16 protein-coding genes are annotated in these 14,306 nt (G+C 43.7%); 5 read left to right on the forward strand and 11 right to left on the reverse strand.

What is annotated here, in order from left to right; all coding sequences use genetic code 11:
- The 6 genes from BM008_RS14870 to BM008_RS05515 form a co-directional block, all read right to left on the reverse strand.
- The coding region (locus BM008_RS14870; protein WP_177187985.1) for a PKD domain-containing protein at positions 1-338 on the reverse strand (338 nt) is incomplete at its 3' end.
- Between the two features lie 52 nt (positions 339-390).
- The gene (gene thiL, locus BM008_RS05495; protein WP_091934492.1) at positions 391-1,383 is read right to left on the reverse strand and encodes a thiamine-phosphate kinase; all 993 of its coding nucleotides are present in this window, start codon (positions 1,381-1,383) and stop codon (positions 391-393) included.
- Between the two features lie 139 nt (positions 1,384-1,522).
- Positions 1,523-2,392, reverse strand: a complete 870-nt coding sequence (locus BM008_RS05500; protein ID WP_091934495.1) for a DUF4349 domain-containing protein — start codon at positions 2,390-2,392, stop codon at positions 1,523-1,525.
- Between the two features lie 64 nt (positions 2,393-2,456).
- Positions 2,457-3,245 (reverse strand): anaerobic ribonucleoside-triphosphate reductase activating protein, encoded by a 789-nt coding sequence (locus tag BM008_RS05505; RefSeq protein ID WP_091934498.1) that lies wholly within the window; start codon positions 3,243-3,245, stop codon positions 2,457-2,459.
- 5 nt (positions 3,246-3,250) lie between these two features.
- Positions 3,251-5,650: an anaerobic ribonucleoside-triphosphate reductase gene (nrdD, locus tag BM008_RS05510; protein WP_177188009.1), complete on the reverse strand. Its 2,400-nt coding sequence runs from the start codon at positions 5,648-5,650 to the stop codon at positions 3,251-3,253.
- A 27-nt stretch (positions 5,651-5,677) separates the two neighbouring features.
- Positions 5,678-5,929: a glutaredoxin family protein gene (locus BM008_RS05515; protein ID WP_091934501.1), complete on the reverse strand. Its 252-nt coding sequence runs from the start codon at positions 5,927-5,929 to the stop codon at positions 5,678-5,680.
- A gap of 462 nt (positions 5,930-6,391) precedes the next feature.
- Between BM008_RS05515 and radB the strand changes: the two genes are divergently transcribed.
- Complete coding sequence (gene radB, locus BM008_RS05520; RefSeq protein WP_091934504.1) at positions 6,392-7,060, forward strand: DNA repair and recombination protein RadB; 669 nt, start codon at positions 6,392-6,394, stop codon at positions 7,058-7,060.
- Positions 7,061-7,103: 43 nt separating this feature from the next.
- Here radB and BM008_RS05525 read toward each other — a convergent pair whose 3' ends face one another.
- Positions 7,104-7,856: a tRNA (adenine-N1)-methyltransferase gene (locus BM008_RS05525; protein WP_091934506.1), complete on the reverse strand. Its 753-nt coding sequence runs from the start codon at positions 7,854-7,856 to the stop codon at positions 7,104-7,106.
- A complete protein-coding gene (locus BM008_RS05530) occupies positions 7,856-9,706 on the reverse strand; it encodes an HD domain-containing protein (RefSeq protein WP_091935575.1) in 1,851 nt (616 codons plus the stop codon). The genes BM008_RS05525 and BM008_RS05530 overlap by 1 nt, the downstream gene beginning before the upstream one ends.
- A gap of 638 nt (positions 9,707-10,344) precedes the next feature.
- On the opposite strand from BM008_RS05530, the gene BM008_RS05535 reads away from it, so the two are divergent.
- Together BM008_RS05535 and BM008_RS05540 are read left to right on the forward strand one after the other, a co-directional pair.
- Positions 10,345-11,364 carry an S-methyl-5-thioribose-1-phosphate isomerase gene (locus BM008_RS05535; protein WP_091934509.1) on the forward strand — a complete coding sequence of 340 codons (1,020 nt, stop codon included), beginning with the start codon at positions 10,345-10,347 and terminating at the stop codon, positions 11,362-11,364.
- A 97-nt stretch (positions 11,365-11,461) separates the two neighbouring features.
- Positions 11,462-11,644 carry a preprotein translocase subunit Sec61beta gene (locus BM008_RS05540; RefSeq protein WP_091934512.1) on the forward strand — a complete coding sequence of 61 codons (183 nt, stop codon included), beginning with the start codon at positions 11,462-11,464 and terminating at the stop codon, positions 11,642-11,644.
- Positions 11,645-11,704: 60 nt separating this feature from the next.
- On the opposite strand, the gene BM008_RS05545 is transcribed toward BM008_RS05540, so the two are convergent.
- On the reverse strand, positions 11,705-11,989 hold the full coding sequence (locus BM008_RS05545; protein WP_091935578.1) for a signal recognition particle protein Srp19: 285 nt from the start codon (positions 11,987-11,989) through the stop codon (positions 11,705-11,707).
- A gap of 123 nt (positions 11,990-12,112) precedes the next feature.
- Here BM008_RS05545 and BM008_RS05550 point away from each other — a divergent pair, with 123 nt between their 5' ends.
- The gene (locus tag BM008_RS05550) at positions 12,113-12,388 is read left to right on the forward strand and encodes a hypothetical protein (protein ID WP_091934515.1); all 276 of its coding nucleotides are present in this window, start codon (positions 12,113-12,115) and stop codon (positions 12,386-12,388) included.
- 11 nt (positions 12,389-12,399) lie between these two features.
- On the opposite strand, the gene BM008_RS05555 is transcribed toward BM008_RS05550, so the two are convergent.
- The gene (locus BM008_RS05555) at positions 12,400-12,867 is read right to left on the reverse strand and encodes a DUF5806 family protein (RefSeq protein ID WP_091934518.1); all 468 of its coding nucleotides are present in this window, start codon (positions 12,865-12,867) and stop codon (positions 12,400-12,402) included.
- A 108-nt stretch (positions 12,868-12,975) separates the two neighbouring features.
- On the opposite strand from BM008_RS05555, the gene BM008_RS05560 reads away from it, so the two are divergent.
- The gene (locus tag BM008_RS05560; RefSeq protein WP_091934521.1) at positions 12,976-13,410 is read left to right on the forward strand and encodes a universal stress protein; all 435 of its coding nucleotides are present in this window, start codon (positions 12,976-12,978) and stop codon (positions 13,408-13,410) included.
- Between the two features lie 19 nt (positions 13,411-13,429).
- Here BM008_RS05560 and BM008_RS05565 read toward each other — a convergent pair whose 3' ends face one another.
- Positions 13,430-14,242 (reverse strand): sugar phosphate isomerase/epimerase family protein, encoded by an 813-nt coding sequence (locus tag BM008_RS05565; RefSeq protein ID WP_091934524.1) that lies wholly within the window; start codon positions 14,240-14,242, stop codon positions 13,430-13,432.
- Positions 14,243-14,306: the final 64 nt, after the last annotated feature.

A 14,306-nucleotide genomic window follows, 5' to 3' on the forward strand; every position in this document is an offset into this window, starting at 1 on the left:
TAAGAAGCTGCAACTGAATTAACTGTTATATAATTGGTCTTGGTCTGAACGTCACTTTCAGTACCATTTATTGCTGTAAGAACTACGGTATAGGTACCAGCAGAACTATAAGTATAAATTGGATCTGATGCAGCAGAATCATTAGTACCGTCATTGTCAAAGTCCCAAGCCCATTCAGTAGCATTTGTTGAAGCATCAGTAAATTGAACAGTAAGTGGTTCATCACCAGAAGTTACATTTGCACTGAAATCAGCAGTCACATTTGCAGCCGAAGCTATCGTACTGCAAAGAAATAGTAGTGAAAAGGCAATTAAAATTAATTTGAATTTATTTCGCATTATAAACATTCCTTAGATTAAATATCAATATCGTAAACTATATATCCTAATCTTAATCCCCCAATTGTAGATAACCTTTTCGATTTATCGTCAGGTTTTGCCCATTGCGACAAGTAATGCCAGTACCAAGTTCCCGCTCAACTACAACTCCTATAACATTTAAATAACATACGCTTTGTGCAGCCTCAAGCATATCAGGAGATACCGTAAAGAGCAGTTCGAAATCCCCGCCTGTATAGAGCGCTAATTCTGTAAGTGTGGTCTCATCAGAAGTGATGTATTGTGAGACCTCAGGTTGTATCGGAAGGGCATCCTCATCTATTCTAAAACCAACCTCATTGAGGTCGGCAAGGTCATACAGGGACATAGCAAGCCCATCACTTGTATCCATCATACAGGTAACAGCACCTGAATGTGCAAGCGCCATCCCATCCATGATACGTGGGATCGGTGTCAGCAGTTTGTCCAAGAGACTATCAGGGATATCTATGCCATTCTCAATTGCATGGAGTGCCGCACCGGCAGAACCGGCAAAGCCTGTAACACAGACCACGTCACCTACTTTCGCACCCTTTCTTGTCAACAGTTCTGACTTTTTGACCTTCCCAAGAGCAGTACCTGTAATGGTGAGCTCATCATGGGTATCGATATCCCCACCTATGACAGAAGTACCACAGAACCTGGCACAATCATCCATCCCTTTTGAGATATCTTCTACAAAGGAAATATCAGTCTCTTTGGAAAATCCCATGGCAGAAAGGAAACCCACCGGACGTGCACCCATGGATGCAACATCACTCAAATTAACAGCAGCAGACATCCATCCTATCTGCCACGGGGTCATCTGAACAGGGAAGTCCGTTTTGCGATGCAACATATCAGTTGTTATCACCATGTACTCTTCTTCAGAGATATCAATGACAGCGCAGTCATCGCCTCCTGCGCCTATACGGACCTCCGGGTCACAACCACAATTGAGCATGCCGGATAAACGTGATATAAGTGAGCGTTCACCGATCTCAGATACAGGAGTATGATCTTTCATATTTTATCTGCTTATTTTTGTGACCATATATAGTTACTCAACAGAGTAGTATAATATACAGGATGAAAACAGAACAATAAGATCACAAATAGTTCTTGCTGATGCACAGGCATCAGCAAATAACGCAAAAATGAAAAGGTCACCTGCGCATTCTTCTCCTTACAAGCACAGCGGCCCCTCCAAAGAATACAATAACAATTAACAGTGGCAGAAGATATCCAACCAGTATTATCAGTGCATTGACCATTGAGATAAAGCCATTAACAGACTCGGACAACGCATCCCTGATACCCCATGAACGAGTGATCGGCCGTGGTTCTCTCACATTTATAGTGATCGTTGAGAACTCTGTCCTGTCGTCAAGATAGTTCAGCCTTCCAGTAAGACTCTCGATCTCACCACGTACCCTTTCAAGCTCTTTTTCCACAGCAAGGACATCATCGACCGTTTCGGTCATATTGAGAATTTCCTGAAGACGGGTTTCCTGCCTTTCAAGATTATCCAGACGTGCACTGACATCTATGTACTCCTCCGTAACATCCTGGGAATTCACACTCTTTGATGTTACTTCACCCAGACCTGCAACTTCCTCGAGGAAGGATGGATATTCAGATTCCGGAACCCTTACAGTAATATACCCCGCTTTACCTTCACTGGAATCGTAATAAGAATCATAGACGTAGGAATTTGAAACATAGCCACCTGAGGCCACTGCCATCTTCGATATCTCATCAATACCTGCTGCGGCATCATCGACCTGTATCGTCATGTCGATGGTCGTTATTGTCTTGCGGTCCACAGAAGCAGTTGAGGCTCCACCATAATCTCCATCGTATACGGCTTCATCCATAATTGCATTTCTTGCGTAAGAATCACTACTATCTTCGATTACAACATAATCTGCTGACTTCTGAGAATAACTATCCTCATAGACCCCGGCACAGCCAGAAACAAGAGTAGCCACAAGTAAAAGCATCATTACTATAATGCTACTGAATTTTGCTTTCATTTCATCACACCTTTTTAAGTATGATCAATGATTGACCGGAAAGTATTAAAAAATTGTTTAAACTTCAAACTGATCCGAACTTAACCTTTTCGTTGCCTTTCTCTTTGCTCCTTACATATATATTGTCAAGGAACTCATGAGCAACATCGGCAAGTCCAAGAAGTTCATCCCTGCTCAAAGGTTCTATATCCCGGAGAGATCCCAGCATTGCCTTATCAGCAAATCCCTGCTGGAGAACATATACGGGTTCACGACTACCAGTGAGTTCATTAATGGACCTTGCAATTTCTGAGACTTCATCGGAACTTCCCATGAAACCTCTGATGATAGTTGTTCTCAGCTCAAGTTCAACATCATTTTCCAGAACAATAGAAATGGACCCAGCCACTTTTTCCATTACACTTTTAGGATCAAGATGGATGTCGGAATAATCCATGCATCCAATTGCCTTTGCATACTTTTCTGCATCGTCAAGAGGAGCTTTTACATCGATGAAGAATTTGTCCACGAGCCCCTCTTCCATCAATTCGGCCATTACGTGAGGATAATAGCCATTGGTATGGATACCGACCAGCAGGCCGATCTTCTTTGCAGAACTTGCAATATGCTTTACAGCATCCTTCTGCATCAAAGGTTCACCACCTGAGAGAACCACACTGCTGACAAAGGGTCGGGACTTCTTCATCTCAGCTTCAAGAACTGAAGCCTCGACCATGTTGCTTTCAAAAAGAAGCTCATGGTTCTGGCAATAAGGACACCTGTAAGGACATCCTCGTAAAAAGAAGACGATCGACACTTTTCCGTGCCAATCGACAGTTGATATGGGAACAGCGTTCCCATAGTTCACTTTCATATTCTTCAGATCATGTCTGAGGAGCTGTAACGCATCCTGTCCGCAAGCTCCTGTCTCTTACCGTTGTTCCAGCCGCCTACTGCCTGCACATATCCGGTTACCCTGGACATCTGCTCGACGTTCTCTGAACCACAGTTCTCACATGAGCACTTAAGACCTGACATCATGTGGAAGTCATTGAGACAAACGGTCATGTCCTTGGTGAATGCAAAGTAACCGATCTGAGTGTTCTTTGCAATGTTCATTGCAAATTCCTTGAGACCCTTTGCATCAGGTGCACCTTCTCCCATCCAGATGTGACAGATGTTACCTCCGTCAACTATCGGGAAGAACACATGTTCGATGTTCATCCTGTCAATAAGTGAGATGTTTGCACCTGGTGGTACATGAGTACCATTGGTGTAGTAGACAGGCAGATCTGTTGTCTTCCTCAGGTTCGCAAGAGCAGCTTCTTTGTCACCCTTTACAACTTCAAGGACACAATCCCTGTACTCCTCGTGGAGCATATCGGATACTGAGAATCTCTGACCTGTTGTCTCGGCAGGAGTACGTGCAAGAGCTATCTCAAGACCGTGCTTCTGACTGAGCTCATGAGCATACATCTCCATCTCGGTCATTGCCCTGATGGCGAACTTGAATGCATCCTTTGACTCATGCAACTGAGAACCAACATGGTACTGGACCATCTCATTGATACCTATGACACCTATTGTACAGACAAGTGCATCGATATCGACTGCGATACAGCCTTTCTCACCTGTAACAGGGTCCTTTGGTCTCTGTGTAGCGAATGGCATCCTGTTGTTCTCGATGATATTCTCCATCCAGTTGCGCTTTGTCTTAAAGAGATCTATACACTGATCCATGAGGTTCTTGAGGTCGGCAAACAGAGCAGAATCATCCCCATTCGCCCTGTATGCCGCTCGTGGGCAGTTAAGGGACACGACCTGCCAGGAACCCATTGAGAAATGTTTTCCATCTTTGAACAGGAGCTTGTCCTCAAAACTGTCATCTGCATCAGCATTTGCTGAGAACTGATATGCACAACACTGATAGCAGGATATACCCTCGCCTGCGCCTCTGTATTCAGGTAACTGATTATCGAAATATGGAGTTCCGAACTTTGCTGCAAGTTCGAATGTCATGTCATAGAGCTCTTCATAACTTAGCAGATCAGGATGTGCCTTGTTAAAGAACTCATCTTCTTTCATGAAATCCGGCTCTATGGATATCTCAGGCTTAGGGAAATTGAAAGGTTTACCCCAGTTGTCACCTTCGATCATTACGTCCATGAGTGCCTGGAATGCAAGACGTACCTCGCGCTCGAACTCGCTATAGGTGCGTTTCTGAGTACCATTGGTACCATCGTGAACACGACCCTTGTAAACAGCAGGCTTATCCTTCCAGAGCTTTGGTACGCCAGGGGATAGCTGAACGGAGGAGAACACTACCTGTCCACCACGGGCTACCATCATCTGGGTCATTTCGTACACGAACATCTGCATAAGCTGCTTTATGTCACCGTAATTCTTGCCCTCGAAGTATGGAGCAAGGAATGTAAGGAAATTGTAGAATCCCTGACCGCCTGCGAAATTGGTCTGAGCACTTCCCAGAGCTTTCACTGCGTGAAGAATTGCTACCTCTGCCTTCATTGCAGGACCGGCTACACTTGCCTTTGCACCTGAGCCATCTGGCATGAGACCATAATAGAAGAAATACCTGAGATCCCAGTCCTGGCAGAATGCACGGGTACCAAGATACTCAAGGTCATGAATGTGAAGATCACCATTGAGGTGCATGTCAGCAAGCTTTGGAGGAAGCAGCAGAAGGTATTGTTCTTTAGAGATCTTGTCTGCCTTCTTCTTATGTGATGTCTCTGCATTCTCCTGGAGATTTGCATTATCGTTAGCTTCAAAACCACTTCCAAGATCGATCTCACATGCATCATATACAGGAGTACCTATCCTTGTAGAAACGTTTCTCCACTCGACATGTCCCCTCTGAAGGAGTTCCATGTTAACGATCTCTCTGATAAGAGGACCTGAAAGGAATTTAAGGTCAAGACTTCTGATACGACGCTCCACATCCCTGGCGATCTCCAATGCTGCATCTTTCTCGATGCCGGGCTTGCCATGGAACCTCTCAGCAAGCTTTGTTTCCTTCATCAACTGATCTACTATGATACTTCTATCCCAATCGACCATGTGCCCTGATGTGGTACGCACTTTTGGCATTATGGATATATCATGGCCATCGAGTGTTTTCTGTATAGCATGCTGTTTTGTGAGTGGTGTCATACTAATATCTGTCCTTTCGTCTTCCTCTGCGTGAACCTGAAGGTCAGTTCCCAACTCTGCCTTTTCAAGTTCTGTCTTATCTTTCATATTGGTTGCACATACGTCCATCATTCCCACCTCGAAATTCTATTGCACTTAAAGTATACTGCCCAATGATTCCAGATTCACGTCAGGACCGCTGAACAGTTCCTTATGAGTTAAAAACTCATCGCCGATCTGGAGTACAGGGGCGGTCATGGTGAAAACACCATTGAATTTGAGTTCGGTCAAAGCTTCAGGAGTAGACATATCTGCAGTTTCAAAAGAAACTCCTTTTGAGTCAAGTACCTTTTTGAGCTGCTCGCATTTCGGGCAAGTCTTTGTAGTATATATTATCACTTCAACCATTTTCTCGCGTCCCTATGTAGTATATAATTAAATTTTTATATTAGCACAGTTCTGAAGAGGAACTACAATGCCTTTTGAAAAAAACACATTCAATAGACATTGCAATGAAAGTTACCTTTGTCTCCAGAAGGTAAATTATACAAATAACCTATAGCTTAATAATGGTTTTTCAAACTGCATTTGAATATACAGTGAACAATATTACACCATATTTAATATCACATATGATAATATATTGTTATCAGATATGTATACTAAAAAGATAATATACTTGCTGACCAAATTTACCCAACCCAATAACAGATCTTTTTGATATACCACCATTCACAGTACAGCCATATTGAGAGACCTGCGATACAACAAAATGAACAGAAAAGATATGTTAAAAATAGACAACCATTGCCAAAATATGTATATTATTAAGCCCACTATAGCAGATAATCCTGTTAAGAGGTGTAAAATATAACCGAACAACTAAGCTCCGGATGCAAACCCATTGATGACCTCCTGGGAGGAGGATTCGAAGCAGGGGTCGTTACCCAGATATTCGGAGAACCCGGAAGTGGAAAGACAAACCTATCACTCCAGCTTGCAGTAGAATGTGTTAAGAAAGGGAAAAAGGTCGTTTATATTGATACTGAAGCGATCTCACCTGCAAGATTCAAACAAATAGCAGGAGAGAATGCAAAGGAGATAGCACAGCATATAGTCATCTTCGAGCCTCATAATTTTGAAGAGCAATATGCTGCTGTTAAAGAGATAGAGAAACTGATATCCGATAAGATAGGACTCATAATAATCGATTCGGCAACTGCATTCTACCGATTCGAACTGGACCAGGAAGAATCAAGTATGAGGACCAGGAGAGAACTCTCGAATCAGATCGGTTTTATACATGCAATTGCACGCAAACACAGAATAGTGGCAGTAATAACCAACCAGATCTACACCGACATCACAACAGGGAATGCAAAACCCATAGGTGGCAGCGGGATAGAGCACATATCGAAAACCATCATCCAGCTCGAGAAGAGAGGAGATGGCAAAAGACGTGCAAAGCTCTGGAAACATCGTTCACTTCCAGAAGGTGGCACCTGCGAGTTCACTATCACCAATGAAGGTGTCAGGTAAGTAGCGATCCTGAACACCGGAATTAAAAATAAAAATGAGATATTCAGGCCCTTGCTATTGTGATAAAGCCTGTGTGCCCTACTTTTGTAGTTGATGGACGAGTACCTCTTGCAGAGAATGATATCTCACGTTCAGTACATTCTATTGTCATAACATCATAGAAATCCTCAGCATCCATTGCATCACGTATCTCCTTTGTCTGCTCGAAGAAAGGAGAATAAGTTGCAAGGAATCCACCAGGATGCAATACTTTTCTTATATTCGGAATGACATCCTTTGTGTTCTGAGTGTCAAGTGTGACCACATCGAACTTCTCATCGATGTTGTTTATTTCCTCAACTATATCGCCACAGCGAAGTTCCACGTTGTCAAGACCTGCGTTTTCCACATTCTTACGTGCGACCTTGACAAAGTCCTCTTTTACCTCATAGGTGACAACCCTCTTTGCAATGGAACCAAGATACATTGTCAATACCCCCGATCCTGTGCCTGCATCGAGGACAACATCATTCTTATTGAGACCTGTGTAAGCTATTATCATGCCTATGTCCTTTGGCATCATGGGAGCACCGGTCCTCTTTGCATGACGGAAGAAGTCAGGCATCTTCGGACGCTGGATGGTGAATTCCTGGCCCATATGAGCTACGACCGTGTCCCCGGGGACCTTATCAGCAAGAGTGGAGAGTTCTATTATACCAAAATCCGTGTGCAGTTGCTCATCGGAAACTTTCACAATGAACTCTCTGACCTTACCCCTGTGGGAGGTCTTCAGCAAAACCAATTCACCAGTTATCATTATCTTACACCTGTGGAACGTTTCTTAGAGACATACCTGTTGGAGGGTATCGTTACGATATCCCTTTTGATAGAGTGCTTCACCATGGTCAGATGGGACATCATCTCATCGAACTCATAACGGTATGCTTCTGCAAGTGTCCCTGCATATTCAACCCCTTCCCATGTCAGCACATATTCATAACTCTGCCGGAACCTACCATCTTTTTCATAGTAACGAAGGTCCTCATCCACTATACCCATTGCAACAAGTACCTGTATGTCCTCGAATACCTTCTCACAGTACGGGAATCCATACCTTTCATGGAAGGAATAATCAAAGAGATTCTTCAGCTTCGGGAAACCACTGAGCTCGAGGATGGTACGGTAGAGCCATGTGATATGACGAAGACGAGGGATCGATATGGAACCTTCCTTTTTATTTTCATTGACAAAGAGACTGTGGACCGCGTAGAACAAAAGAATAATTCCCTCGATAGGAAGATACTGGTCCTCACGTGTGAAATTCAGAAGCCGAGGGGAGAGATCATCCACAACCCTGCGTAATTCAGAGAGTACAGCTGTTGAATCCTTTTCAGTGACCACATCAATATGAGAGAATGCAGTGAGAGATATCTGCCGGGAGATCGCACGCACCAGACCATTGGCAAGTGCCGACTCATCATAGAAGAAACCATCTTCTTCATCCATGGCGATACGCATGCTCTTTGGAACTCCCGAAGCAACAGTAAGGTCCACAAGCACATCACCGAGTTCCCCGGCAAGTCTTGTCTCGAGCCTCCTTGTAGCTACACCATGACGTGCGATAGTGGAAAGTGCCATTCTGGTCGATGGCCTGAGTATCTTCTGACTAAGCCTTGCAACAGGCACATACAACCTGCCATCACGCAGGTCGTTCAGTAATCCCAGGGACTTATCGGATGCATTGGACCTGATAAAACTTAGAAGGTCACCATCATTATATTCGGTGAAGAAACGAACGATCTCATCTTTTGCTGCATCTTTCCCAGAGACTGACCTGAAGTGTTCAAGTGCATCCTCAAGTGCATAGAGCAGCATGACCCTGCCTGCCTGGGTCTTTGGATTATGAATGATAGCAGTGTAATGATGAGCACGGGAAACTAACAATGATTCCGCTGCTGTGAGAGCCATATCACTGCCATAACCGGAACCATCGGAACTGCCCAGAACGATGTTCCCATTCTTTATTATGAGACTCCCGATTATCTGGTCAACGTCTATGAGTCCAAAAGAGACACCTGTATGATATGAATCACGCAGAAGGAAATCTATCCTGTCTGCATCCACATCTCCTGCAATGACCTGGGCAAGATATGGTTTTGATATTGACTGTGCATCTCCGGTGGCTATCTTTGATATCTCAGCAAAGAAGTCGAAGGGATCTGTGCCGAACTCTGACTCCACATATCTTGCAATATAGTTGTCCTGTGGAAGTATCCTTGATATGATATCCTTTGAGAAGGCCTCATGTTTGATGAACCTCTTCCCATCGATCATTGGCTGTAACTGAGGATTACGTTTGAGCACATTCTCTACTGCATGCGAGAATGCAGAGTGACCCACATCATGCAAAAGCCCTGCAAGCCTTATCTTGCAAATCTCCACATCCTCAAGCGACAGGGACTGACCGATCACCGATGCCATGTGCATGGTTCCGATGCTGTGTTCAAAACGAGTGTGGTTGGCACCGGGATATACATGGTCAACAAGTCCCAGCTGCTGGATATTCCTTAGCCTCTGAACATGCCTTGTATTAAGCACCATCTGTTCGAACTCATCGAGTATGATGGTCTTGTGTACAGGGTCGTGGATTATCAGGGGTTTTTGCATTGTGAAGTAATAATGAGTATTTGATATATAAAGGTTGGAAAGGTAGATTTCTGTGAGAAGCCTGTTAATTTCAACTTTGAACACAGCAATTCTTATGAGCATTAAATAATTGCATGATTTCAATAGTTTTCAGGAGGATGGCGAAGGAAAGTGCCGCCTGCGGCGGATGGTAGCACCATTCTTTGTCTGCCACTGATCCTTACAGATATAATTAGAAACACAAGGCTGCAAGGAACAATAATTTAGATCGATCAGAAGTTATAAATTACTAAAATCATCCCGAAGGGTCCGGCAAAGCCGGCACATCCCAAAAAGAGGAATAAGATGAAACGTTGCTTCCACTCGTTTTCTGCATACAGATAAATTAAAAAATAGAATTGATCCCATAAGATCGATAATCTACAACCACGACAGGCATATACAATCGTATGAGCAATTTCAATGAGAATCCCTACAGAGCCAAAGATGGATCTTGGTTATTTTGAGATAATGACCAATCGGGAAGAATATATACATGCAATAGATTATCGCGACAGTGTAGCGACAATTCAAATCATACTTTTGCCCTTACCTACGAAGACTGACCCGCCAACCTTTACATTTTTATCCCGGTTCTTACATCTAAAGAGGCAGATAGCATGAGAACCATAGACTGGAATGATGACTCTAATTCAATTGTAATGATAGACCAGACACTTCTGCCAATGGAGTACAAGGTCATTGAATGCAAGAACCTTGCTTCCCTTTGTGAAGCAATAAGGTCGCTTCGTGTCAGAGGTGCTCCAGCATTGGGAGCTGCCGGTGCCTATGGTATCGCACTTGCCGCAACCCTCAGCAGTGCAAAGGACATGGAGGCACTCATCAGAGACCTCGATGTAGCTGCAAAGACCATAAAGGCAACACGCCCAACAGCTGTCAACCTTGCATGGGGTGTTGACAGGACCATTAGTGCGATCTCAGATGCATACGACCTTGATGGGATCAAGGATGTAGTACTGGCCGAGGCAAAGAACATCGCCGACGAGGATGTCGAAACCAACAAGAAGCTAGGAAAGTACGGAGCAAAATTGCTGGAGGACGGTGACACGGTCATGACACATTGCAATGCAGGAAAGATGGCATGTGTTGACTGGGGAACCGCACTGGGAGTCATCCGCTCTGCCGTAGAAGCAGGGAAAGATATCAAAGTGATCTCCTGCGAGACAAGACCACTGAACCAGGGTGGCAGGATCACAACATGGGAACTCATGCAGGACAATATAGACGTGACACTAATATCAGACTCCATGTCAGGACATGTTATGAGCAAGGGCATGGTGGACAAGGTCATTGTAGGTGCTGACAGGATAACAGGAGACGCGGTCTTCAACAAGATAGGCACATACACCCACTCGGTCCTTGCAAGAGAACATGAGATACCATTCTTTGTTGCAGCACCAATATCCACATTTGATCCGAACAACTGGGAAGATACCGTCACGATCGAAGAGAGAGATGCAGATGAACTTCGCTTCTTTAAAGATGTACAGATAGCACCTGCAGATGTCAAAGTATACAACCCTGCATTCGATGCCACACCAATGGAGAATGTGACCGCCGTCATTACAGAAAAAGGAGTGTTCTATCCACCGTTCCTGCTGGATGAACTACTGGCCTGAAGGCACATCCTTTTAAATCATGAAGTTCATGTGAGGAACAAATAAATTAATAATAACCAATTATAACTAATTAATAATTAGTAAATACGGAGATACCATGTCAAAGAAGAAATCCAGTGGCGGAAACGGCCTGATGTCATCAGCAGGTCTTATGCGGTACTATGAAGCCGACAAAAAAGCAATACACGTAGACCCTAAGACAGTAATAGCCTTTGGTGTTGTCATAGGTCTTATTATACTCATACTTGATGCAAACTTTGGAATGTGGCCAGTAGTATAAACTACATAGTCACACCTAACCATTCTTTTTTAAAATAACTAAAAATAAACAGTGTAACTATCAGGAACGCATTTCCTTGATAGTTGCGCAGATCCTTCTGCAATGATGGGTCTTTGGTGCAGTATTATCAATAAGTACTCTGCCTTTATCTTCCCACCAGCTGCGAGGATACGCCTTGTCGGCTTCGACCTCAGGGTTGAGCCCAAGCTTTTGTGCAGCTTTGTTTATCTCAGTGATAGTTGGAGACTCCACAGAAGTCCTTCTGGAAACAATACGACCATGACTCCTTGATTTTGTCTTGTCGATATATGCAGGCCAGATGACCAGTTTTCCCCTGTCTTTCATCATCATGGGTCTAACAATACACCTCATTCAATTTAAATTTGCCCTGAAAATTCACGTAACAATCAGGTATGATATACAGGAGAATGGATAAAATATAAGTACACTGAATGCTGCCTTGTATCCATGATCGATGTACCAAGAGAACTACCAGTGGAAACTGACGTACAGGATTTCATCCTCAAAGCAAAAAAGGACTTCCGCCTGTGCACCACATGTGGAGGACCTGCCATAGTTCCTACAACTATGAGCGAGCCAAAGGATTCCGACATAAAAGTGAGCATAGGGAACAATACACTGCACGTATCAAAGGTCCAGGCAAGATATATCAGGCAGATCGAGATGAGAATGCTCCTTGGATACATTAACTATTGTGAAAGGAACGGTATTGAAGAGTACTGATGTACCCTTCATCAATATTCTTCATCCAGTGATTCATTTATATTTCTGAGAACTTCGGCAACTAGCATCTGGACCTCTGTTGCATGTTCCTCCGGGACCTCACTACCCTCGGTATCCATGAGCTTTTTGATATCGATGACCATCTTGTGGATCATAGTTATCATCTCTTCCTGCGTTATAAGTCCTGCATAATATGCATAGAAGAAAGTAGTTCCACTGCGTTGCACCTTTTTCTTAAAGGATGAGCGGGCATTGGAGACTTCCTGCCTTGAATATGCCTCATCCATGAACGGAACGAGCTCTGGAAGGTTCTCACCTATCCACGTCATCTCTGAATGGTTGGAGAGATTCTTGAAGTCGGCACACATCCTTGACACCACCCATTCCCTGGCCGTAAGGTGCGTAGTCTCTTTCAAAAAACGAGTTACATCGGAGTAACTCTTATTGTCCATTTTCTTGAATTTCTGATACTTGTTCATCGCCATTCACCCTTAACAAAGCATACACAGAGCTAGTATTGCAGCCATTGTATTACACAATTGCATTCCAACATATTTAATAATAACCTGTACAATTCCACAGGTTGAATGAAAATACTCATCCCTACAGATGGCTCGGTATACTCTTCAAATGCTGCAAAGGTGGCTGCAAAAATAGCACTTGGCCACGATTACAAGCTGCTTGTTCTGCACGTGGTCCCTGATAAAGGGTTCAAAAGGAAAAAGTGGCAGAAAGAAGGTGCTGAGAATGCAATATCAGGCATCACAGACATACTTGTGAAGGCAGGTTGCGAGATAGAAAGGATAGAGTCTATAATAAAGGACGGTAACGCACCCGAGATGATCGTCAAGGTTGCCAGAAAACAAAATGCGGACCGCATAGTCATTGGCACACATGGCAAGAACGGCCTGAAGAAACTGATGGGGTCTGTTACTGAGAAAGTATTACAGATATCTGATGTTCTGGTACTTGTCGTACCGCCCAAATACACTGCTCATATCGATAACATAAATGATGAATGATAGTGGAGATGTCCACATATCAACGAATTTCAAGTGCTTTTTTCATTGTAGCTTTTCCTGAACGCACATCATCGATAGAGAATACTTCCATATTGAAGATGCCATTGTAGCCTTTTAGCTCGTTCAGCACAGTATAGTCCACAGTTCCTGAACCCGGTGCAAGATGCTCATCCCCGTCATAATCATTTGTCCAGACACCACCATTGTCATGCACATGCACATGAATGACATAAGGAGCCATTGTCTTTGCAAACTCACGGAGCTTAGTGCTATCACCAGCACATGTCAGATTGGCATGACCTATATCGAAAGTTGCACCGAGATTATCAGAATTCACCTCTTCAACTGCACGCACAAGTTCATTGGCATCACAGCACAGGTTGCCAGTAGACGTGCCTTCCTTGTTCTCAAGTCCCAGCATCACGCCGCTATCCTCTGCATCTGATGCAAGTATCTTCAGATTCGATACCATCCTGTTGAAACATGCCTCACGGTCATTGCCAACCCTTCCCGGATGCAGTACTATTGCATTTGAACCAAGCTTTGCAGCAAGTTCAATAGATTCCCTGATGAGCCGGAATTCTCTACCGCCCATACTGGCAGTGTCTACAACCACATCCTTCGGATATGTGGGAACATCGGCAAAATAAGGAGCATGGAGAGATGTCTTAAGATCTAACGTCGAGAGCTCATCAAGTATTGCATCCAGAATATCCTTTTGGAGAACAGATTCCCTGTAAACACCAAGTTTTGGCATATAAAGCTCAACTGAGTCCAGTTCTGAAGCGATCTCGGAGAAATTACCTGCAAAAGATGAAGCACCTAATATCATGACTAAATGGTAATGGTAGTATCTAATAAGGATTTTGCTTTTTCAAAATTACAATAACCAAAAT

Origin of the sequence: Methanolobus profundi, assembly GCF_900114835.1 — an archaeon.
GTDB lineage: Archaea > Halobacteriota > Methanosarcinia > Methanosarcinales > Methanosarcinaceae > Methanolobus > Methanolobus profundi.